Annotated in this window: 17 protein-coding genes and 1 pseudogene; 15 read left to right on the top strand and 3 right to left on the bottom strand. The window is 73.5% G+C overall.

The annotated features are described in order from the left end of the window. Positions 1–19 precede the first annotated feature (19 nt). The 7 genes from ptlF to MXD57_RS22875 all read left to right on the top strand — a co-directional run bounded on the left by ptlF (position 20) and on the right by MXD57_RS22875 (position 8,514). Entirely contained in the window at positions 20–868 is an 849-nt protein-coding gene (ptlF, locus tag MXD57_RS22905; RefSeq protein ID WP_250403638.1) for a 1-deoxy-11-beta-hydroxypentalenate dehydrogenase, read from the top strand. Next, on the top strand, positions 805–2,619 hold the full coding sequence (gene ptlE, locus MXD57_RS22900) for a neopentalenolactone/pentalenolactone D synthase (protein WP_250403637.1): 1,815 nt from the start codon (positions 805–807) through the stop codon (positions 2,617–2,619). The genes ptlF and ptlE overlap by 64 nt, the downstream gene beginning before the upstream one ends. Before the next feature lie 37 nt (positions 2,620–2,656). After that, a complete protein-coding gene (gene ptlD, locus MXD57_RS22895; RefSeq protein WP_250403636.1) occupies positions 2,657–3,556 on the top strand; it encodes a neopentalenolactone/pentalenolactone F synthase in 900 nt (299 codons plus the stop codon). Beyond that, positions 3,553–4,566: a polyprenyl synthetase family protein gene (locus MXD57_RS22890; protein WP_250403635.1), complete on the top strand. Its 1,014-nt coding sequence runs from the start codon at positions 3,553–3,555 to the stop codon at positions 4,564–4,566. Before ptlD ends, MXD57_RS22890 begins: the two co-directional genes overlap by 4 nt. Before the next feature lie 117 nt (positions 4,567–4,683). Continuing rightward, a complete protein-coding gene (gene ptlA / locus MXD57_RS22885; RefSeq protein WP_250403634.1) occupies positions 4,684–5,697 on the top strand; it encodes a pentalenene synthase in 1,014 nt (337 codons plus the stop codon). A gap of 341 nt (positions 5,698–6,038) precedes the next feature. Continuing rightward, positions 6,039–7,433, top strand: a complete 1,395-nt coding sequence (gene ptlI / locus MXD57_RS22880; protein WP_250403633.1) for a pentalenene oxygenase — start codon at positions 6,039–6,041, stop codon at positions 7,431–7,433. A 289-nt stretch (positions 7,434–7,722) separates the two neighbouring features. Further along, complete coding sequence (locus MXD57_RS22875; RefSeq protein ID WP_250403675.1) at positions 7,723–8,514, top strand: DUF4037 domain-containing protein; 792 nt, start codon at positions 7,723–7,725, stop codon at positions 8,512–8,514. Between the two features lie 195 nt (positions 8,515–8,709). On the opposite strand, the gene MXD57_RS22870 is transcribed toward MXD57_RS22875, so the two are convergent. Then, positions 8,710–9,876 carry an acyltransferase family protein gene (locus MXD57_RS22870; RefSeq protein WP_250403632.1) on the bottom strand — a complete coding sequence of 389 codons (1,167 nt, stop codon included), beginning with the start codon at positions 9,874–9,876 and terminating at the stop codon, positions 8,710–8,712. A gap of 185 nt (positions 9,877–10,061) precedes the next feature. Then, on the bottom strand, positions 10,062–11,183 hold the full coding sequence (locus MXD57_RS22865; RefSeq protein ID WP_250403631.1) for a PP2C family protein-serine/threonine phosphatase: 1,122 nt from the start codon (positions 11,181–11,183) through the stop codon (positions 10,062–10,064). A 169-nt stretch (positions 11,184–11,352) separates the two neighbouring features. Between MXD57_RS22865 and MXD57_RS22860 the strand changes: the two genes are divergently transcribed. The 7 genes from MXD57_RS22860 to MXD57_RS22830 all read left to right on the top strand — a co-directional run bounded on the left by MXD57_RS22860 (position 11,353) and on the right by MXD57_RS22830 (position 20,942). Continuing rightward, positions 11,353–12,009 (top strand): GNAT family N-acetyltransferase, encoded by a 657-nt coding sequence (locus MXD57_RS22860; RefSeq protein ID WP_374114741.1) that lies wholly within the window; start codon positions 11,353–11,355, stop codon positions 12,007–12,009. Between the two features lie 129 nt (positions 12,010–12,138). After that, positions 12,139–12,879, top strand: a complete 741-nt coding sequence (locus MXD57_RS22855; RefSeq protein WP_250403629.1) for a Type 1 glutamine amidotransferase-like domain-containing protein — start codon at positions 12,139–12,141, stop codon at positions 12,877–12,879. Positions 12,880–13,129: 250 nt separating this feature from the next. Further along, the gene (locus MXD57_RS22850) at positions 13,130–16,258 is read left to right on the top strand and encodes a type 2 lanthipeptide synthetase LanM family protein (RefSeq protein WP_250403628.1); all 3,129 of its coding nucleotides are present in this window, start codon (positions 13,130–13,132) and stop codon (positions 16,256–16,258) included. Positions 16,259–16,369: 111 nt separating this feature from the next. Next, on the top strand, positions 16,370–16,594 hold the full coding sequence (locus tag MXD57_RS22845) for a hypothetical protein (RefSeq protein ID WP_250403627.1): 225 nt from the start codon (positions 16,370–16,372) through the stop codon (positions 16,592–16,594). Positions 16,595–16,751: 157 nt separating this feature from the next. After that, entirely contained in the window at positions 16,752–19,667 is a 2,916-nt protein-coding gene (locus MXD57_RS22840) for a helix-turn-helix transcriptional regulator (protein WP_250403626.1), read from the top strand. A gap of 203 nt (positions 19,668–19,870) precedes the next feature. Then, positions 19,871–20,533: a Type 1 glutamine amidotransferase-like domain-containing protein gene (locus tag MXD57_RS22835; RefSeq protein ID WP_250403674.1), complete on the top strand. Its 663-nt coding sequence runs from the start codon at positions 19,871–19,873 to the stop codon at positions 20,531–20,533. A 73-nt stretch (positions 20,534–20,606) separates the two neighbouring features. After that, complete coding sequence (locus tag MXD57_RS22830) at positions 20,607–20,942, top strand: ankyrin repeat domain-containing protein (RefSeq protein WP_250403625.1); 336 nt, start codon at positions 20,607–20,609, stop codon at positions 20,940–20,942. Here the strand turns inward: MXD57_RS22830 and MXD57_RS22825 are convergent. Beyond that, a pseudogene (locus MXD57_RS22825) lies at positions 20,914–21,330 on the bottom strand (transposase); the annotation flags it as partial. The gene MXD57_RS22830 and the pseudogene MXD57_RS22825 sit on opposite strands and share 29 nt — an antisense overlap. Before the next feature lie 584 nt (positions 21,331–21,914). Between MXD57_RS22825 and MXD57_RS22820 the strand changes: the two are divergent. Beyond that, positions 21,915–22,157, top strand: coding sequence for a DUF3761 domain-containing protein (locus tag MXD57_RS22820; protein ID WP_250403624.1), 243 nt, complete (start codon positions 21,915–21,917; stop codon positions 22,155–22,157). Positions 22,158–22,455: the final 298 nt, after the last annotated feature.

The raw sequence follows: 22,455 nt of genomic DNA, 5'->3' as shown, positions 1-22,455 counted from the left end.
CAGAAGCGGAGACAGCCAAGTGCAGCTACAGACAAGGACGGCCGTGGTGACCGGCGCGGCCAGCGGTATCGGCCTCGCTCTCAGCGCCCGCTTCGCCCGCTCCGGCATGGACGTGGTCATGGCGGACGTCGAAGGCGACGCGCTGGGCCACCGGGCCGGCGAACTCGCCGCGGCGGGGGCCCGGGTCACCGCCGTGACCGCGGACCTCACCGACCCGGAAGCCGTCGAGCGCCTCGCGGACACCGCGTTCGACGTGCTCGGCGACGTCGACGTGGTGTGCAACAACGCCGGAGTCCTCGGCCCGGTCGGCCGGCCCCTGTGGGAGGTGCCGCTGGAGCGGATGCGGCAGGTCTTCGAGGTGAACCACTGGGCGCACGTCCTGGTGGCCCGCGCCTTCGTCCCCCGGCTGCTGGAGCGCGGCAGGCCGGCACATCTGCTCCACACCGCCTCGATGTCCGCCTTCGTCGTCGGTGCGGGCAGCGCCGCCTACGCCGCCTCCAAGCACGCCGACCTGGCGGTCGCCCGCAGTCTGCGCGCCGATCTGCGGGGCACCGGGGTCCGGGTCTCGGTGCTGTGTCCCGGCCGGGTCGACACTCCCATGGTCCGAGGTCTGACGGCCCCGCGCGGCGCGGGTGGTGACACCTCGATGAGCGCCGAGGACGTCGCCGCACTCGTGTGGGAGGCGCTCGGCACCGACCGCTTCTATCTCTTCACCAACTCCGACGCCCCACCGCGGCTGCGCGACCAGTTCGACGACGTGTGGCGTCATGTCTCCCTTCCGCCCCCTTCCCCCGAGGAGGAGCCGTGGCCCGCGCCGAAAGCGACGACCGCAGCGATGGAACACCGACCGTCGACCTGGAGGCGGTGAGGGAGAAATACCGGCAGGAACGCGACAAGCGCACCTCGGGCCGCACCTACCAGTTCGCGCGCGGTGACTTCCGCCGCTACGCGCGGGACCCCTACACCGGGTGGCGGGAGCGCGAGCCGCTCGCCGACGAGGTGGACGTCGCCGTCGTGGGTGCCGGCATCGGCGGCCTGCTGACCGGCGCCCGTCTGCGCGAGGAGACCGGCCTGGAGCGCATCCGCCTGATCGACGAGGCCGGCGACGTCGGCGGCACCTGGTACTGGAACCGCTTCCCCGGCGTCCGGTGCGACGTCGAGAGCTACATCTACCTGCCGCTGCTCGAAGAGATCGGCACGATACCCACCGAGAAGTACTCCACCGGGCCCGAGATCTTCGCCCACCTCCGGCGGATCGCCCAGCGGTACGACCTGTACCGCGACGCCCTCCTCCAGACCACTGTCACCGAGCTGCGCTGGGACGAGGCCGCCGGGCGGTGGCTGGTGAGCACCGACCGCGGTGATCTGTTCCGGGCCCGGTACGTGGCCATGTCGATCGGTCTGATGCACCGTCCCAAACTTCCCGGCCTGCCGGGCCTGGAGACGTTCGCCGGGCACTCCTTCCACACCAGCCGCTGGGACTTCGACTACACCGGCGGCGACAGCACCGGCGGGCTGACCGGGCTGAGGGACAAGAGGGTCGGTGTCATCGGCACCGGCTCCACGACCATCCAGCTCGCCCCGCACCTCGCCGAGTGGGCCGAGCAGCTCGTCGTATTCCAGCGCACCCCGGCCGCGGTCGACGTCCGCGGCAACCGGCCCACCCCGCCGGGCTGGGCGGACGGCCTGGAACCGGGCTGGCAGCAGCACCGGATGGAGAACTTCCACGCGCTGACCTCAGGTGTCCCGCAGGACGAGGACCTGGTCCAGGACCGGTGGACCCAGACCACGGCCAAGCTTGCCGCCGCGATCCTGCCCACCGGCGACACCGGCGGCGATCCGAAGGAACGGGCCCTCGCGGCCGAACGGGCGGACTTCGCCAAGATGGAGGAGCTGCGCGCCCGCATCGACGACGTCGTAGCCGACCCCGCGACCGCCGCCGCCCTCAAGCCGTACTACCGCGTGTACTGCAAGCGGCCCTGCTTCCACGACGGATACCTCCAGACCTTCAACCGGCCCAATGTGACCCTGGTCGACACCGAGGGGCGGGGCGTGGAGCGGCTCACCCCGGCCGGCGTGGTCGCGAACGGCCGGGAGTACCCGGTCGACTGCCTCGTCTTCGCCACCGGCTACGAGCACGAGTTCGCCGTCCCGTACACCGACCGCGCCGGCTACGACATCGTCGGCCGCGACGGCGTGAGGCTGTCGGAGAAGTGGGCGGACGGGGCACGCACCCTGCACGGACTCCAGGTGAATGGTTTCCCCAACTGCTTCATCCTGTCCAAGGCCCAGGCCGGCCGGCACGTCAACATCGCCTACATGCTGGGCGAGCAGACCCGGCACCTCGCGCACATCGTCAGGTGCGTGGAGGAGCGGGGCCACCAGATCGTGGAGGCCTCCGAGGCCGGCGAGAAGGAATGGGTCGAGGAGATCCTCCGGCTCGCCAGCAACGACCTGGACTTCCTGGAGAACTGCACACCGGGCCTCTACAACAACGAGGGCGACCCGGGCGGACTGCCCCTGCTCAACTCCAGCTACGGCGGCGGCTCCGTGGAGTTCGTGAACATCCTCAGGCGCTGGCGCGAGGCGGGCGACCTCGCCGGCCTGGAGCTGCGCTGACCACCCTCCGTCCCCTCTGCGAAAGGCGGCAACGCCCATGGACGTAACGCCGATACCCGGCTCCGCTCTCGGCGCCGTCGTGCACGGCGCCCAGGTCACCGGCGACATGGACAGCACCCAGACGGCGGAGATCTGGGCGGCGCTGGACACGCATCTCGTGCTCGCCTTCCGCGGTCACGAGACCCCCTCCCACGAGGAGTTCCTGGCCTTCGGCCGCCGCTTCGGGTACATCCCGAAGACCGGACTGACCAACGGCGCCCACCCCGACCACAACGAGATCCTGATCGTCTCCAACCTGGTGGAGGACGGCCGGAAGATCGGCGTGGGCGACGCCGGGTGGATGGGCTGGCACACCGACTACTCCTTTCGCCCCCGCGTCTCCCAAGTCGGCTTCCTGGAGGCCGTGGAGGTGCCCGCGTCCGGCGGTGGGGAGACCCTCTTCACCGACATGTACGCCCTGTACGAGTCGCTGTCGCCCGAGGAGCGCAGGCGTCTGCACTCCTACCGGGTCCGCCACGCCCTGCGCACCGGGTACGAGGAGACCATCGAGGAGGAGCTCCAGGGCGAGGTGTCCCTCGGGGAGGGCACCGAGCGGATCCAGCCCGAGGACGGCACCTCCACCGTCCACCCCCTCATCGCCCGCAATCCGCGCACCGGCCGCCAGTCGGTCTACGTCAGCACCCTGAACACCGAACGGATCGTGGACCTCGCCCCCGACGACAGCCGCAAGCTGCTCGACGAACTGCTGGCGCACGCGGGCAAGCCCCAGTACACGTACGCGCACACCTGGCGGCCGGGGGACATCGTCATGTGGGACCAGCTCGGCACCGTCCACGCCAAACAGGCCTTCGCCCCGGCCGAACGGCGCGTCATGCGCCAGGTCGTCAGCATCTTCGACGACCCGGCCGCACCCTGGTGTGCGGAGGTCGCCGCATGAGCAGCGCCCCCGCCTGCCTGAAGCACAGCCGGGTCACGATCACTCCGGCGCTGCGCGCCGCCGTCGACCGGCTCGACCACCGGTCACGTCACCAGGCGGCCTACCACCTCGGCTGGAGCACCGCCGGCGGGGCGCCCACCAGCGCCGACGCCGGCAAGGCCGTACGGCCGGCGCTCGCGCTGCTGTCGGCCGAGGCGGTCGGCGCACCGGCCCAGGTCGCTCTGCCCGGTGCCGTCGCCGTGGAACTGGTGCACAACTTCTCCCTGGTGCACGACGATCTGATGGACGGCGACGAGGAGCGCCGTCACCGGCGCACGGTGTGGAAGCTGTGGGGCCCCTCCAGCGCCATCCTGACCGGGGACGCCATGCTGGCGCTCGCCCAGGAGGTGCTGCTGGACACCGGGCTGCCGACGGCGGCACCCGCCGCCCGGCTGCTTGCGCGTACCACCCGTCATCTGATCCGCGGCCAGGTCCAGGACCTGTCCTTCGAACAGCGCTCGCACGTCACGGTCGAGGAGTGCGTCGACATGGCCGCCGGCAAGACCGGGGCGCTGCTGTCGGCGAGCGCCGCGATCGGCGCCGTCCTCGCGGGGGCGGCGGAGGCGGCGGTGGACGCGCTGGCGCTCTTCGGCGACCAGGTCGGCATCGCCTTCCAGCTCGTCGACGACGTCCTCGGCATCTGGGGCGACCCGGCCGTCACGGGCAAGCCGGTCCACTCCGACCTGCGCTCCCGCAAGAAGTCCCTGCCGGTGAGCCACGCGCTGAACCAGGGGGGCCCGCTCAGCGGGGAGCTGGCCGCCTGGCTCACCGCCTCCGGCGAACCCGGCACGGAGGAACTGCGGCGCGTGGCCGGACTGATCGAGGACGCCGGCGGCCGGGACTGGGCGCTCGCCGAGGCCGCCCGGCGGACGGCGCTGGCCGAGGCCGCGCTGCGCGGTGCCGAGCTGGACGCCGGCGCGCGGGACGAACTCCTCGCGCTGGGACGGTTCGTCGTCGACCGGGAGGTCTGATGCCGGACCGGCTCCGTATCCGTCCGCCCCGCCGCGGCCCGCTTCCCGATCAGCACGGTGTCCCCGGGCACGATCACGCCCGCCGCCTCCTTGCAACCCACTCCTAAGGATTCCCCCATGCCCCAGGACGTCGACTTCCACATACCCCTGCCGGGTCGGCAGAGCCCTGACCACGCCCGCGCCGACGCCGAGCAGCTCGTCTGGCCGCGCTCGCTCGGGCTGATCAAGTCCGAGGCGGCGGCCACGCGCCATCTGCGCGGCGGCTACGCCGACCTGGCCTCCCGCTTCTACCCGCACGCCACCGGCGCCGAACTGGACCTCGGCGTCGACCTGATGTCGTGGTTCTTCCTCTTCGACGACCTCTTCGACGGGCCGCGGGGCGAGAACCCGGAGGAGACCAAACGGCTCACCGACGCGGTCGCCGCGGCGCTGGACGGGCCCCTCCCCGACACCGCGCCGCCCATCGCCCACGGCTTCGCCGACATCTGGCGGCGCACCAGCGAGGGCATGTCACCCGCCTGGTGCGCGCGCAGCGCCCGGCACTGGCGCAGCTACCTCGACGGCTACGTCGACGAGGCGGAGAGCCGCTTCTGGGACATCCGCTACGACTCCGCCGCGCAGTACCTGGCCGTGCGCCGGCAGACCATCGGGGTGCAGCCGACGGTGGACCTCGCCGAGCGCGCGGGCCGGTTCGAGGTGCCGCACCGGGTCTTCGACAGCGCCGTGCTCTCCGCGGTGCTCCAGATCGCCGTCGACGTCAACCTGCTGCTCAACGACATCGCCTCGCTGGAGAAGGAGGAGGCCCGCGGCGAGCAGAACAACATGGTCATGATCCTGCGCCGGGAACACGGCTGGTCGAAGGACCGCAGCGTCGCCCACATCCAGAGCGAGGTGCGCGTCCGCCTGGAGCAGTACCTCCTGATGGAGTCCTGCCTGCCGCAGGTGGGTGACATCTACCGGCTCGACGGGGCCGAGCGCGAGGCCCTGGAGCGCTACCGCGACGACGCGGTGCGCACCGTGATCCGCGGTTCCTACGACTGGCACCGCTCATCGGGCCGCTACGACGCCGAGTTCGCGCTCGCCTCCGGCGCCCAGGGCTACCTGGAGGAACTCGGCAGCACCGCGCGCTGAGGGTTGTCCCGTGATCCCCGGTGGACCGGCGCACGGCCGGATGCGGTGCGTCGCGGGGCGGAAGGGGCTCCTCCTACCGGGTGTGTCCGGGCGATCCGGCAACGCCGCGAGGTGCCGCGGCTGTCGTCGGGCGCCCGCCGGGGATCGCGGGGCGGGATGGCCCTCAGGGCCCGGTGCGAAGGTCCCGCCTGCCCCGCGGGCGGACGGCGGGGCGTTCGCAGCGGACCCCGGCGGCACCGCCCACCAGCACCCCGCGCCCGCGCCCGGCCGTCGCGGGGCGCGGCCGTGGGCGGACCGGAACGGCTGTCATCAGATCGCAGAGACGGGAAGTTGAGAATCGAATGACCGAGCAGACCACGTTCTCGGCGGGTGCGGCGCCCGGGGCGCTCCCCGTCGTGGGACACGCCCTCCAGATGATGCGTCACCCCGTGAACTTCATGACCTCGCTGTCGGCCCACGGCGACCTGGTCGAGATCAGGATCGGCCCCACCACGGCCTACGTTCCGACCCACCCCGAACTGCTGCGGCACGTCCTGACCAACGACCGCCTCTTCGACAAGGGCGGCGTGTTCTACGACCGCGCCCGAGACATCGCCGGCAACGGCCTGGTCACCTGCCCCTTCGCGGACCACCGCCGCCAGCGCCGGCTGATGCAGTCGGCGTTCACCCGCGGCCGGCTCAAGCGGTACGCCGAGGCCATGCACGCCGAGATCGCGGACACGGCGTCACGCTGGCAGGACGGCACGGTCGTGGACGCCTTCCCGGAGATGTACGGCATGGCCCTGCGCACGGTCGGCCGCACCCTGTACTCCACACCCGTCAGCCCCGAGCTGGCGGACAAGGTGGAACGTTCCTTCGACGTCGTGCTCAACGGTCTGTTCCGGCAGATGTTCCTGCCGGCCCCGATCCGCCGGCTGCCGCTGCCCTCCCAGCGCCGCTACCGGAGCAACCTGGACTTCCTGCACGAGACCACCCAGCTCCTCATCGACGACTACCGCAGCTCCGACACCGAGCACGACGACCTGCTCGCCGCGCTGATCGCCTCCCGCGACGACGACGGCGGGCGGCTCGCTGACAAGGAGATCCACGACCAGGTCATCACCGTCATGGCGGCCGGCACCGAGACCGTCGCCGGCACCCTCACCTGGGTCTTCTACCTGCTCTCCCAGCACCCGGGGATCGAGGCCGCGCTGTACGACGAGATCGACACCGTCCTCGACGGCCGTGCCCCGCAGTGGGACGACCTGCCGAAACTCTCCCTGACCGACCGGATCATCTCCGAGACGCTGCGACTGCACCCGCCGGCCTGGCTGTTCACCCGCCTCACCACCTCCCCGACCGAACTCGCGGGCCGCCGGATTCCCGCCGGCTCCACCGTCGTCTTCAGCCCCGCCGCGGTCGCCCAGTACGAGGACGCCTTCGAGGACCCCACGAGGTTCGACCCCGACCGCTGGCTCCCGGACCGTGTCGCTCCGGCCTCCCGCCACGCCTACGTGCCGTTCGGCACCGGTGCCCGCAAGTGCATCGGCGACCTCTACGCACGGACCGAGGCCGCTCTGGGGCTCGCCACCATCCTCGGCCGCTGGCGGGTCTCCTGCGAGCCCGGCATGGACATCCGCCCGGTGCCGCTGGCCACCGTCTACCACCCGCGGCGGCTGCGCCTGCGGCTGGACGCGCGCACCCCGCGCCGGACGGCCTCGGCCGTGACCGCTCCGGCCGGAGACGACGCGACATGAGCGAGGGGAAGCGTCGTCCTGGCCCGGCCGCGCTGCTTCCGCGCGGGCGTACGGCGCACCATCGGCGCGGGCGGCGCCGGCGGCCCGTGCCACCGGGGCGCCGGCCCGGTGGCGCGGGCGAACCTCCGGGCAGAGGGGCGCGGCCGCGCCTCTCGGACACGGCGACGGCCCACGCGTTCCGCCGGGTGGCGGGACGGCGCCCCCTGTCCTGGCGACCGCCGGCGCGAACGCCCGGCCCGGCGCGCCGGCGGTTGGGAGACTCGGCTCCGTGCGAGTGATCGTCGAGGACATGGCCGACCGCCTGGCCGAGGTGCCGGGTGTGGTCGCGGTGATGCTCGGCGGCAGCCGGGCACGCGGGGAGCACCAGGACGACTCGGACTGGGACCTCGGCGTCTACTATCGCGGCGAACTCGACGTCGCCGCGTTGCGCCTGCTGGCCGGCCCCGATGCCGAGGTGGCCGGCCCGGGCGGGTGGGGGCCCTGGGTGAACGGTGGTGCGTGGCTCAAGGTCGACGGCGTGGCGGTGGACTGGATCCTGCGGGAACTGGACCGGGTCGAGCGGGTGTGGTCGGACTGCCGCGAGGGCCGCTACGAAGTGGGCACGCAGCCGGGGCATCCGCTCGGATTCTGGTCACCCTGCTATGTGGGCGAGGTGGCGCTCGGCCAGGTGCTGTCCGATCCCACCGGCGAGTTGACGGGCCTGCGGCGCCGGACCGCGACGTACCCCGAGCCGTTGCGCGACGCGTTGACGGCGGGAGCCTGGGAGGCGGACTTCCTGACCGGCATCGCCGCGAAGGGTGCGGCGCGGGCGGACCCGCTCCACGTCTCACTCTGCCTGTCCCGGGCCGTCGGGGTGCTGGTGCAGGCGATGTTCGCGGCGGAGCGGCGCTGGTGCCTGAACGAGAAGGGCGCGCTGGCCGTCGCCGAGGCCCTGCCGGTGGCGCCGAGCGGCTTCGGCCCACGGGTCCGCGGCCTGCTGGCGGCGCCCGGCCGTACCGCGCGGTCGCTGGCGGCAACGGTGGCCGAGGCGCGGGCGCTGGTCGAAGAGACCCTCGCCGCGCTGCGAAGGCACACCGGGTGACGACCGAACGCGGTGCCGCTGCGCGCACGCCGCGCGCAGGCCCCCCGCCTCCCGTAAGGGGCCCGGAGCGGGCCGCGCAGCCGGGCCCCGCCCCTCTCGGCCCCCACCGCCGGGCGGGTCCCGGCATCCACCCCGCCTCGGTGGCGGACTGCCCGGGCGCGGCTCGCCCTCCCGCGGCGGGCCGGTGGGGGCAGGTCAGGAGACACCGGCTCCCTGGGACCTGTCGCCGTGTCGCGGCGGACGCACCGTCTCCGGCACCCGCTCCGGCGTGCGGGCGGGGGCGGCCGCCGGGGCCGGGGCCAGCAGCCAGCCCACCGGGGGCTGGGTCAACGGCTGGGCCAGGCGGCGGACGGGCGCCGAGGCGAGGAGTCCCGTGAGCAGGACGGCGCCCAGCAGCAGGACGATCAGCTCGGGCGTGGTGTCGGCCCGCTCGATCAGGCCCTTCTCCCGCAGCGGCAGGATGACGAGCGGATGCAGCAGGTAGACGGTGAAGCCACCCGCGCCCAGGGCGGAGATCAGCGGCAGCCGCCGCTTCGGCACCAGCCGCAGCAGACACAGCACCAGCGCCGCCGCCGAGGCCAGGACCGCCAGGCGGATCAGCCAGGCGCCCTCCATACCGAGCGCGGTGTCGGCCCGGTAGGCATGGCGCATCGACAGCCAGGTGCCCTGGATGTCCCGGTGCCACCGCCAGGCCACGAGTCCGGAGGCGAGCACTCCGGCCGCCGCCGCGGGGAGGCTCCACCGGCTCTCGAACCACTTGCCGAACCCGCCTTGCCCGAGCCGCCAGCCGAAGTGGAACAGCGGCATGTACACCAGGGTCCGGCTGGCCGAGAACTGGAGGCCGAACTCCTCCACGTACCCGACGGCGAGTGCCACGGCCGTGGTCACCACCAGGGGGTGGCGCAGTTGAGCCACCAGCGGCAGCAGCAGCCTCCAGAAGAACAGCGACATCAGGAACCACAGGGTCCACGGAAGCTGGGTGATGTGCAGGGCGAAGGGCGATCCGAGGGCGTACGACTCCACCGAGAACAGCAGGCTGAACAGGAGCGCGGGGAGCACGATGCTGCGCAGCAGGGTGCGCAGATGGCGCGCGCCGAGCGGCCCGGCGCTGCTGAACACCCCGGCCAGCACCACGAACACGGGGACCCGGAAGGCCCAGGCGGCGACGTGGAAGGCGTGCAGCGGCCCGTGGCGGTCCATGATGCTGCCCATGGTGTGCAGGACCACGATCAGCGAGGCGGACACGAACCGGGTGTTGTCCCACCAGGGGTCGCGGGCCGGACTCTCCCCGGTGGCACCGGCGCGGTCGGAGGGACCTGCGGTGACGCGGGTCCCGGCGGGTCTCGGCGTGGGGCTGTCCATCGGGGGCGTGTACTCCTGACAGGGTTTCGGCAACGGGAGAGGCAACCCTTGCGATCCCCGGGGAGGGCCCGGTTACGCCGCGCGGCCCGGACGGTGAACGGCTCATGTACGACGTGGGTCGCTCGGCAACGGCCGGGCGGGGACGGAGGCCGGGCGGGGGCGGCTGCTCGTGCGCCGTCCGGGAGTCAGACCGCCAGGCGGCGGATCGCGACCACGGCCGCGTCGTCGTCGAGGTGTCCGTGGACGTGGGCCAGCAGGTCGCCGCGCAGACCGCGCAGCAGTTCGCCGGGATCGTCGTCGATCCATTCGGGCGCCCGTTCGGTGAACGGGTAGAAGTGTCCGGTGCCGTCGCGCGCTTCGATGACGCCGTCCGTGTAGAGGAGCAGCAGGTCGCCGACCTGGAACGGGAACGTCTGGACGTCGTACGAGGCGACGCCGAACGGTCCGCCGAAACCGATCGGCAGGTGGGCCACGTCGGGCATGAGCGGGGTGACGCGGGTCCCGCGCAGGAGCAGCGGCGGGGGGTGGCCGCAGCTGATGAGGTGGACGACCGGGTCGTGGTCGGGGATGTCGAGCAGGATCGCGGTCGCGAAGTCCTCGTCGGTGTCACGCTCTTCCCGTGGCCGCCACTGGCTGGTGTCCCAGCGGAACGCGGCGTCCAGGTGGATGGCGAGGCGAGACAGGGTGGCCTGCCGGTGGGCGGCGGCGCGGAACGCGCCGAGCAGCAGGGCGGCGTTGTTGATCGCGGCGAGCCCGTTGCCGCGCACGTCGCCGATGAGCAGCCGGGTGCTGTGGTGGTCGGTCCGTGCGGCGGCGTACAGGTCCCCGCCCAGGTCGGCTTCCTCCTCCGCGGGGATGTACAGGCCGGCGATCCGCAGCGGGCCGGTGCGGGCGGGCAGCGGCTGCAGCAGCACGCTCTGCGCCGCCTCGGCGACGGACCGCGCCTGGTGGAGCTGGTGCTCACGCCGGTCCCGCACCACGCAGAGGCTGACACAGACGACGGAGACGACGATCAGAGCGATGATCTGCGCCTGGATGTTCGCGGTGCCCAGCACCCCTCTCAGCACACCGATCAGCACCTGGGCCACCACCGCGAGCGCCCCCATCAGCGCCGTCACACGGGCGCCGGCGAACGCCACCGTGATCGCCGGTGCGGCCACCAGCAACGGGCCGAGGTGGATGTGCGGCGGCGCCAGCACATCCACCACGCAGACCGTGACGATCAGTCCCAGGGGGACCACCATCAGCGCGGGTACGGGACCCGGCCACCAGGAACGACGGAGGTCCCGCCACGGTCGAAAGGCCATGGGCCAAGCCTTCCACTTGCTCCCGCGTACCGGAATGCGGCACTCCGGGAAGGGGCGGGCCCGCGGGGCGCAGAAGTTCTCCTGAAGCCCGGGACGGTCAGGCCGGCGGCAGTGGCCCCCGCCGGGCTGCCCGGGTCCGGCCGGGTGGGCGCCGGACCCGGGATCGGCCATGATCAGGGCCATGACCACCGAGCCCGTCGTCCTCGATACCCTCGAACTGACCTCCGATCCCGAGCTGGAAGCCCGGCTCGCGGAGTCGGCCCACCGGATCCTGGCGGATCTGGTCGCTGCGGGTGCCGCCCTGGGATGGGTGGAGCCGCCCGCACGGGACGAGGTGGCGGGGCTCCTCCGCGACGTCGTCTCGGCGGCCCGGACCGGGGACGCGGCGCTGCGTGCCGCCTACCTCGACCGCCGGCTCGTCGGGTTGGGGCACTGGACGCGCTACGCCCGGCCGACCCACCGGCCGCACGCCGATCTGGAGAAGCTCGCGGTGGCCGCTGCGGTCCACGGTCGCGGGGTGGGCCGGGCGCTGACCACCGGCCTGATCAACGACGCCCGGGCGGCGGGCGTCGAGGTCCTCACTCTGGACGTTCGCGGCGACAACACCGAGGCCCTGCGCCTCTACCAGTCGCTGGGTTTCACCGAGTACGGCCGCCTGCCGAGATTCGTCGCCGTCGGCGAGCGCCGCTACGACAAGGTCTTCTGCATGCTGGACCTCCGCGGCCATCCCGCGGACCCGGCGGATCGGCGTACGGAGCGGGCGCCCTCGTCGTCGTGGGGGCCCTCCGCCCCGCCCGGCGCCGGAGACGGGGCAGCACCGCGATGACGTCCCGGCCCCGGCCGCCGCCGATGACCCGGTGCCGGCCCACCCGGCCGCGGGCGGCCCGCCCGCAGGTGCGCCCCTTCCCGAACTCCGCACCCGCCGGGCCGAGTTCGGCGCGCTACGATCAAGCGCGTGACCGCTCCGGAACCGACCGTCCTCGCCACGTCCGGCGGACACCGTGCCGGCACGCGCACCCGGTTGCTCTTCGACGGCCTGCTCCACCACGCCGTCGACCTCTCCGGTGCGCACGGCAGGCGTCCCCGCATCCTGTACGTCGGCACGGCAACCGGTGACGCCGAGCACGTGACGGCGCGCGTGGCGGAGGCGGCCCGGGCGGCGGGCTACGACCTCACTCCCCTGTATCTGTTCCCCATGCCGAACGTCGAGGACGTCGAGGCCACCGTCCTGGCCCACGACGTGGTGTGGGTGATGGGCGGTTCGGTGGCCAACCTGCTCGCCGTGTGGCGGGTGCACGGCCTGGACGTGATCATGCGGCGCGCGTGGCTGGCGGGTGTGGTGCTCGCCGGGGTCAGCGCGGGTTCGATCTGCTGGTTCGAGGGCGGTGCGACGGACTCCTTCGGACCCGGGCTGCGTCCGGTCACGGACGCGCTGGGCCTGCTGCCGTACGGCAACGGCGTGCACTACGACTCCGATCCGGGCCGGCGCCCGCTGATCCACCGGCTGGTCGCCGAGGGCGCCTTCCGCACGGCTCACTGCACCGATGACGGGGTGGGCCTGGTCTACCGGGGCACCGAACTGGTCGAGGCCGTGGCGGAACTGCCCGGCAAGGGCGCCTATGTGGTCGGCCGCTCCGGCGCCGGGACGGTGGAGGAACGGATCGAGCCGCGGTTGCTGCCCGCGTCCCGGCTCTGACGCGGTACGCCGGGGGGCACCGCTCGGGAGGAGGCGCGCCGCGCCGGCGGGCGCGAGGGCCGGGAAGACCGTTCCGCCGGCACCGCCCGATCCCCGGCACGCCGCCCCGGGGCCGACCACGCCGACCCGCGGTTCTCCGGGCCGTGGGGCGTGAGCGCCTCGCCCGCCCCCCAAGGGTGGGGCGGGCGCCCGAAAATATGGGGGCCACACCCCCATGCGGGGGCCGCGGGGGTCTGGCAGCTTCGTTCCCGTGACTGAGACCGCCAGCCTCCCGACTCCCCGCACCGGCCTCCCGACTCCCGGGAGCTCCGGCCTGCCGCTCGCCTGGTGGGCCCCGGCACTGACCCTCGCGGAACGGCTCGCCGCGCCCGGCCGCCCTGCGCCGTCCGCCGGTTCGGCCGCCGGGCGCGCTCCCTGGGACGCCGGGGACGGTGGCGGTTTCGCCCTGCGGCTGGCCCACCTCGCGGTGGACGGGGCGGCCGCGGCGGCCCTCGCCGCGGAGTCCGCCGAGGCCCTCGCCGCCCGCGCGGCCAAGCCCGACTGGGCCGCCTACGCCGAGGCGGCGCTGGCCGCCGCCCCCGAGGGTCTGGACGAGCTGACCGCGCACGGCACGGGTCCCGAGGTCTTCGCGACCGTCGTACGGCCGCTGGTCACCCCGGTGTCGGACCGGCTCGCGCGCCGCACGGCGGACGTGCCAGCCGCAGAACGGTCCGTGTGGCGGAACGCGTTCGAGCGCCGGCTGACCGAGCAGCTCGTCCGGCAGGCCGCCCGGACCCTGGTGCACGAGCTGTCCCTGGCCCGGCGCGCCGGACGGCTCCCCGGAGCGGACCCGCGCGAGCGGTTCGCCTCGTTCGTCGCCGCCACCGGCAGCCGGCCGGGGCTGGTCGCGCTCTTCGCGGCCTACCCGGTGCTGGCCCGGATGCTCGCGCGGACCGCGCTCGACGCGGCGGACGCGGCGGTCGAGCTGGTGAACCGGTTCCAGGCCGACCGGGAGGACCTGCCCGCCGGGCCGCTCGACGGGCGCGGACCCGGTGCGCTGGCCGGGGTGGACCTCGGTCTGGGGGACGCCCACCAGGGCAACCGGGCAGTCGCCGTCCTGCGCTTCGCCACCGGCGGCCGGCTCGTGTACAAGCCCCGGCCGCTCGGCCAGCACGCCCTGCTCGACGACCTGGTGGCCTGGCTCGGAGCCAAGGTGCCCGGCCTGGCGCTGCGCACGCCGCGCAGTGTGCTCCGGCCGGGATACGGCTGGCTCGAGTTCGTGGAGCACCGCTGGTGCCGGTCGGTCACCGAGACCGACGCCTTCTACCGCCGCCAGGGCGCGCTGCTGGCCCTGCTCTACGCGGTGGACGGCGCCGACATGCACTACGAGAACGTCATCGCCTGCGGCGACCAGCCGGTCCTGGTGGACGCCGAGACCCTGCTGCACACCGGCCTGCCGCAGGCCATGACGGCCGGCGCCGATCCGGCCGCGGAGGCCCTGCAGGCCTCCGTGCACCGCGCCTGCCTGCTGCCCCACCTGCTGATCGGCGAGCACGGCGCGCTCGACATCTCCGCGCTCGGCCGGTCCTCCGACGGCACCTTCCCGAGCGAGGGCCTGCGCTGGGAGGACAGCGGCAGGGACACGATGCGGGCCGTACGGGGGCCGGTGATCAGCCCGGCGGCGCAGAACCAGCCGCTGCCCGCGGGCGCGCCGCTGGAGGCGGCGGACCACCGGGCCGCCCTGCTGGAGGGATTCCGCGCCGGCTACACGGCGCTGGCCGCGCACGGTCGTGAACTGCTCGGCCCGGACGGGCCGCTGGCGGCGCACGCCGACAGCCCGGCGCGGCTCGTGGCGCGTTCCACCCGCCTGTACACCACGCTGCTGGAGGAGTCCGTCCACCCTTCGCTGCTCGGCAACGCCCTCGCCCGGGAGAGCGTGTTCGCGGTGCTGTGGACCGAGTCCGAGCACGACGAGGCGCGCCGGCGGCTGATCGAGCACGAGATCGCGGACCTGTGGCGCGGTGACGTCCCCCTGTTCGTGCATCGGCCGTCCGGTACAGGGGTCCGGACGGCCGATGGCACGTGGCTCCCGGGAGTGCTGCCGGTCGCGAGTGCGGCCGCGGTCGGCGAGAAGCTGGCCCGGATGGACGAGGTCGACTGCCACGACCAGGAGTGGGTCATCTCGGCCACGCTGGCGGCACGGGGGGCCGCTTCGCCCCTGGCGCGGCGCTCCGAACTCGCCCTCGCCCCGCTCCCGGCGGTCGTGCCGGACACCTCGCGGCTGCTGGCGGCCGCCTGCGGCATCGCCGACGAGATCGCCGCGCGCGCGATACGCGGCGGCGGCCGGACGAACTGGCTGGGCCTGGAGCAGGTGTCGGGACCGCACTGGGCCGTGCTGCCGATGGGCGCCGGACTGGGCCAGGGGTACTGCGGCGTGGCGCTGTTCCTGGCCCAGGCGAACGCGCTGACCGGAGCCGGGCGGTACGCCACGCTGGCCCGGGAGGCGGTCCGTCCGCTGCCCGCCCTGATGAGGGCCCTGGCCGCCGATCCCGAACTGAGCGCGGCGGCCGGACCCGGCGCCTACAACGGGCTCGCCGGGATCGTCCACGCGCTCGTGCGGCTGTCCGCGCTGCTCGATGAGGACCTGACGGGCTGCCTGCCGGACGCGCTCACCTCACTCCGGCACGCCGTCGCCGCCTGCTCCGACCCCGGGCTGGCCGGTGGCGCGGCCGGAGCGCTGGCCGCCGCCGTCGCCGCCCACGAGGCGACCGGGTCCCCCGATGCGCTGCTGCTGGCGGACGCCGTGGCGGATCTGCTGCTGGCGGCGGTGAGCGCACCGGACCGCGCCCTGCCCGGGAACGGGGCGGGCACCGGCGGCGATCACGGATTCGCGGACGGCGTGGCCGGGATCGGCTGGGCGCTGCGGCGCTACGCCGGCCGTCGGCCGGAGCGGGCCGCAGCGCACGCGGGAGCCGCTGACGCCCTGCTGCGGGCCGCGGTCCGCGAGGTCCGGACCGTGCCCGCGGACGCCTCCTGGGTCTCGGGGCTCGCCGGGGTGGCCGCCGCCGCGCCCGTGGACGCCGCCGGCACGCTGACGGCCCCACTGGCCGGCGCCGAGGTGTGTCCCGGCCTGAGCCTCGGGCGGGGTGCGCTCGGCACTCTGGAGGCCCTGGCCGTGCTCGCCGGACGGGGCGACAGGGCCGCCGGACGGGCGCTGTCCCGGCGTACGGGGCAGGTGCTGGCGCTGGTGGAGGCGCAGAGCCACCGTTGTGCCACCCCCGACCACGTTCCCTCCCCCGGGCTGCTGGCCGGGCTGTCCGGCATCGGCTACGGACTCCTCCGTCTCGCCGCCCCCGGGACCGTGCCGTCCGTGCTGCTCCTGGCACAGTCCGGCCCCTGACCGATCAGGCCCCCGCTCCCCCGCGCCACCGACGTACCACCCGCGCACCACGGCACCTCGTCCGCCTACCCCGTGCCCTCCCGCACGGGACGACAGAAGGGGATCACCCTCATGGACAAGCGCTTCACCCCGGTCGCCACCGACGCCACCACCGACGCCACCGGCGCCTGCGACGACGAGCACGCCGACGACGAGCACGACGCGGCGGGCGGGATGGTGCTCAAGGGCCGCAACCGGGCCTGCGCCCGGACCCGTGCACTGGCCGGCATGGTGCTCACCAGTGGCGTCGTGATCACGCTCAGCACCATCGACACGTCTGTCTCGGTGCCGCACTGACACCGGGCCGGCCCCGGCGGGCGGCAGGGCGAGGGTCTGCCCGCCTGCCCGCCGGCCCGCGCCCGCCGTCCGGGCACGGCCGGCTCGACGGTGACGGAACACCTCCGCGTACGCGGCACCTGCCGCAGGCCGCGCTGTCCGATTACTATCTGCGCTCATGCGTTCCCACACGCCCACCCTGGTCGGACGGAACTCCCAACTTGCCCTGCTCGAAAGCGCCCTGGCCGATGCGCGCCGGGGCAGCGGCGGTGTCGTCTTCCTGGTGGGAGAGGCGGGCGTCGGCAAGTCCCGGGTCGCGGCGGAAGCCGTCGGCGGAGCGCTGGGCGCCGGGATGCGGGTGCTGCGGGGCCGCGGCAGCACCACGGGTCCCGCCGTACCGTTCCGGCCGCTCACCGAGGCCCTGATGTCGCTGTTCCGCGGCGGCGAGCCACTGGACGACCTGGCCCTCGGCCCCTACCGGCCGGTTCTGGGCCGGCTGATCCCGGACTGGGACACCGGGGAACGGGACAGCAGTTCCATGGTGATCCTGGGCGAGGCGGTGCTGCGCCTGCTCATCGCCGCCGGGCGCGAGCGGGGCCAGTTGCTGCTGCTGGAGGACCTGCACGACGCCGACCCGGAGACGCTCGGCGTCCTCGAATACCTGGTGGACAACCTGGAGTGCTCACCCGTCCTCCTGCTCGCCACGGTCCGCACGGACTTCAGCGACGCCCTCGACCTCGCGCAGTCGGCCCGCCGGCGCGGCGCCGCCGCCCTGGTGGAACTGCCGCCGCTGACCCGGCCTCAGGCCCACGAGATGATCGCCGCCCAACTCGGCTCCGACGCCCCGGAGCGGGTGCCCGCCGAGGTGCTGGAGCGCCTGTGGGAGGACAGTTCGGGAAGCCCGTACCTGGTCGAGGAGCTGCTCCAGTCGATGATCGGGGCCGGTGCCCTGGTGCGGGGGCCGGAGGGCTGGCGGGCCGTCGGCGACCTCCGCAGTGACGTTTCCTCTTCGCTGGCCCGTGGCATCGTGCGGCGCATCGACCGCCTCGGCGCGCAGGGTCTGACCCTGCTGTCGGCCGCCGCCGTGCTCGGCCGGCGCTTCCCGCTGACGGTTCTGCAGCGCATGACCGGTGTCGACGACCGGGCCCTGCTGAGCCATCTGCACGCCGGCGTGGCCGCGCGCCTGGTGGTTCCCGACGAACCGGCACCCGACTGGTACTCCTTCCGGCACTCGCTCACCGTGGAGGCCCTGTTCACGCAGATGACGCCGGGCCGGCGCGCGGACCTGGCCCGGCGGGGCGCGGAGGCGGTCGAGGAGCTGCACCCCGGCATGCCCGGTGACTGGTGCCCGCTGGCGGCCGGGCTGCGCGGCGCGGCCGGCGACGAGGTGGAGGCCGGTCTGCTGTTCGCGGAGGCCGGTGGACGGGCTCTCGCGGCCGGGGCGCTCGGCTCCGCCGTCACCCTGCTCTGCCGGTCCGAGAGTCTGCTGGCCGGCGCGGGCGACCCGCAGGCGCGGGCCACGGTGCTGGAGAACCTGCTGCCGGCTCTCGCCGAGGCCGGTGACTTCGCCCGCGCCCTCGACCTGGCCGAGGACCTGCACGTGCTGGACGGCTCCGGGCTGAGCCCCGTCCGCCTGGCGACGCTCCACACCCGGCTGGCCAAGGTCGCCCACACGGCGGGCCGTTGGCTCGACGGCAACCGGCAGATCGACCGCGCCCGGGAGGTGCTGGCGGCCGCGCCGGACGAGTCGGCCGCCGCGGCCGTCGACGTCACGGCCGCCTACCTGGCCCTCGACACTCCGGGCCCCGACCGCACCCAGCACGCGGAGAAGCTGGCCCGGTCCGCCGCCGACGCCGCCGAACGGCACGGGCTGCCCGTCGTCGCCTGCCAGGCCCGGGAACTCCTCGCGACGGTGGCCCGCGAGCGGGACCCCGAGGAGTCGGCGGCGATGCTCGGGCAGGCCCTGGCCACGGCGGAGCGCCACCGCCTGCCCCTGCAGCGCATGTACGCGGCCACCCGGCTCGGCGGCAACGACTGGCTGGCCGACGGCGACACCTCGGGTCTGCTCGCGGCCCGCGAGGAGGCGCTGCGGCTCGGCTCCGTGAACATCGTGCACACCGTGGACGGCATCCTCGTGCTGGACGCGGTGCTGAGCGGCCGCTACGACGCCGCCCGATCGGCCGCCGACGAGTGCCTGGCCGTCGTACGACGGCTGCGCCTCGCGCCCGCCGTGCGGTACGTCCTGATGTCCCAGGCCGTCCTGGCGGCCCATCACGCCGACCGGACGGCGATGGAGCGGGCGCTGGCGGACTTCGCCGCGTGGGACGGCGCCGGTTCGCAGGAAGAACCCCTGGGCCGCGGACTCGCCCGGGCCTTCTGCGCCCTGCTGGAGGAGGACCGCGCCCTGGCCCGCGAGGAGCTGCGGCAGGTGCTGGCGCTGGAGGCGGGCAACCCCTCCACCTACCACCTCAGCGGCACCCACGGCCTGGTCCTGCTGCTGGACGTGCTCGCCGGGGACGCGGACCGGGCCCGGCACGAGGAGGTCACCGCCACCGCCGTCGCCCGGATGCGCTGGAACCGTCAGTTCGTGCTCCTGGCCGACGCCGTCCTGCTGGGCCGTGAGGGAGACGGCGGGCGGGCGGCGGCCGCGGTGGATTCCGCGCTCGCGGTGGCCGAGGCGTACCCGCTGGCCCGGCACCTCGGACTGCGGCTGATCGCGGACGCGGCCCACCAGGACGGCTGGGGCGATCCGGTGGCCTGGCTGCGGCAGGCGGAGCACCACTTCCACGAACGGGACGTGCAGGCCGTCTCGGGCGCCTGCCGGGCCGGGCTGCGCCGGCTCGGCGCCTCGGTGCACCAGCACCGCACCGGCACCAGCGGCATCCCCGACCGGCTGCGCGCCCGGGGTGTGACGGTGCGGGAGTTCGAGGTGTTCCGCCTGCTGGCGGAGCGTCCGGGCAACAAGGACATCGCCGACCGGCTGTTCATCTCTCCGCGCACGGCGGAGAAGCACATCGCGAGTCTGATCAGTAAGACGGGAGCCGCCAACCGCGCCGACCTGTGCGCACGGTCGGCGGCCCTGCGGGACGCGTAGGCCCCCGACAGGACCCGGCCCTGCGCATGTGCGGGGCGGAGTCCTTCGCGTCGGGGTGACGCCGGGCGCGGCACGGGCGGACGTCCTCGGGGCCGTACCCGCTAGCACCTGTTCGTGTTGCAGCCATGACATGGTGGCAGCCGTGACGCGCTGCCGAACGGCTGGATGTTGACGCGTGAAGTCAGCACCTCGGGAAGGACATGATGAAGCTTCTCCTCACCGACTCCGGTATCAAGAACGCGATCATCCGGGATGCGCTGGTCGATCTCCTGGGTAAGCCGATCGCCGAGTCCAGCGCCCTGTGCATCCCCACCGCGGGGTATGGGGGCCCCGGTGCCGATCCGGGCGGGCCATGGCGATTCGTCAGCGGACGATCTCCCAGCCCCATGACCGAGCTGGGGTGGAAGTCGGTGGGTTTGCTGGAACTCACCGCGCTGCCCAGCATCGACGAAGCCCGCTGGGTCTCCTGGGTCCGGGAGGCCGACGCCCTGCTGGTCAATGGAGGCGACGCGCTCTACCTGGCCTACTGGATGCGGGAATCCGGGCTGGTGGAACTCCTGCCGTCGCTGCGCGACACGGTCTACGTGGGACTCAGCGCCGGGAGCATGGTGATGACCCCCCATATAGGGGAGGACTTCGTGGGCTGGAGGCCGCCCACCGGCGACGACAGCACGCTGGGCGTGGTTGACTTTTCGATCTTCCCGCACCTGGATCATCCAGATTGTCCGGAGAACACCCTGGCCGCGGCAGAGCAATGGGCGGCCGGGATCGCGGGTCGGGCGTACGCGATTGACGAGCAGACTGCCATCAAGGTGGCCGATGGCGCCGTCGAAGTGGTCTCCGAGGGCCACTGGAAGTTGCTTTAGAGTCATCTCAATTGGTGGCTCATGACATAGATTGTCGCTGGCAGGCGCGCTGTGGGGACAGTTGAATGTTGTGGTGAGCGACTACTGGACACCCGCGCATCAAGCAGTCGAGCATGAGGACGCAGAGGCCTGGGCCCGATCGCTGGCCGCTGGTTCCGATCCCGACGAGGTCTCCAGCAACATGACGCTGCCGACGCAGGCGATCGACGCCGAGGGTGATTGCTCCATGCAGAGCGGGCAGCCGTTGACTGTGCACACCACGGACGTGTTGCTGGCCTTTGGGGCTGATCCGGAGCTCGCAGACCCAGACGGTCGCACCCCTCTGGACATGGCCGATCACTATGGCCACGACCTGGCCGTGAAACTGCTGCAGGCCCACATCAGCAGACAAGCCGCCGATAGCAGATGAAGGTGCAGGAGATGCTCGTGAAGGCGAGGAAGTGCTCGGCCTTGCGCGCGTAGCGGCGGTGGAGGCGGCGGCAGCCGGCGAGCCAGGACATGGTTCGCTCGATGGTCCAGCGGTGGCGGCCGAGTCGTTGCGAGGTCTCGATCCCCTTGCGGGCGATGCGGTGCTCGATGCCACGCCCTCGTAGCCATCGGTGCAGGTGGCAGTTAGCCCTTGTCTGCGGGGAGCTTGTCCGGCCTGCGTCGCCGCCCGCGGCGGGAACGGACCGGAGGTATGCCCTTCACCAGCGGGATCAGTGCCTGGCTGTCGTGCGGGTTCGCCCCTGAGGTTCCGACGGGCAGGGGCAGACCCGTCCGCTCGGTGATCGATGGATCTTCGATCCGTACTTACCGATCGTTTCAGAATGCCGTCCTGCGGAGACGCTGGCGGCCCATGGAACAATCCCTTCAGCCACGGGCTCAGGGGGGTGACGCCGTATGGAACGTGTTGGTGCTGCGCGAGACCTCGTGCTCGGTTACGTCCACCCTCTGAGCGCGATTGACGACCGAGATCGGAGAACCGTCAGGGGCGCCACGACGGGCCAGGGTGCTCCGGGGGGCGGCACAGCGCGAGGCGCGGTGCACCGGTCGAGCGGGCGCACCTGAGAGGGAATCGCTGGCCCGGAGGGTGAGAGTGGTGGCATCGCTGCCGTCGCTGCTCGACGTTCGGGCGCTCCTGGCTGAACGGTCGGCTGATTCTCGCCTGTGGAGAGCCGACTCGCACGCGGACCGTGGCCGGGCCCAGCCGGCGTCGCATGGGTGCGGCGGGAGAAGGCCCGTCGCGCGCTCTGAGCCGCACTTCGTACCCGCTCGGCGTCGAACGATGACTTGGGCGTGAACGCCCTCATACGCGAGTGAAAGGCGGATAGAGTCCCCCTGCATTTGCTCGACTTCAAGGGGGGGATCCCTTTTGCGTGCTCGTCTTGCCGCCTCAGCCATGGCCATCGCCGTCGCGGGCGTCTTGTTCAGCGCACCGGCCGCGTCCGCGGCGACGCTGCCGTCGACCAACACCGCTCACCACTGTGTCCACCACACCACCGGGGTGTGCGGCTGGACGCACAACAAGAAGCCCGCGAACAAGTACGAGACGGCCAAGTGCAAGGACGCCTCGCTGTCGTACTCGCGGCACTCCCAGGGCACCTGCTCCCGCCACCACGGCGTCCGCTACTGGTTCAAGTAACCCGCCACAGCAGCCAGGGGCCACCCAGGGGAGCCTGCTCCAGATGCCGGAGCAGGCTCCCCTGGGTGCGTGACCCGGTCGCAGGAGGGCCGGGCAGGGTTGCGCAGGGCCGCTCGGACGAAAGGGGGCTCCCATCCCGGCTCGGGGGTAACACGGAACGGGAGTCCTACGTCCATCTTGCTCGCCGTGCGGCCGACCAGACGGCCAGCACGCGGGCCGGCAGGTTGCAGCGGTCCCTCTCAGCCATCGCGGTGCGCTGCTTTGTCGGCGGGGGCGCGTACCGTTGCCCGGCACCGAA

Origin of the sequence: Streptomyces cellostaticus, from assembly GCF_023630175.1 — a bacterium.
GTDB classification, from domain to species: Bacteria; Actinomycetota; Actinomycetes; order Streptomycetales; family Streptomycetaceae; genus Streptomyces; species Streptomyces cellostaticus_A.
This window is presented reverse-complemented; position numbering and strand designations above follow the sequence as displayed.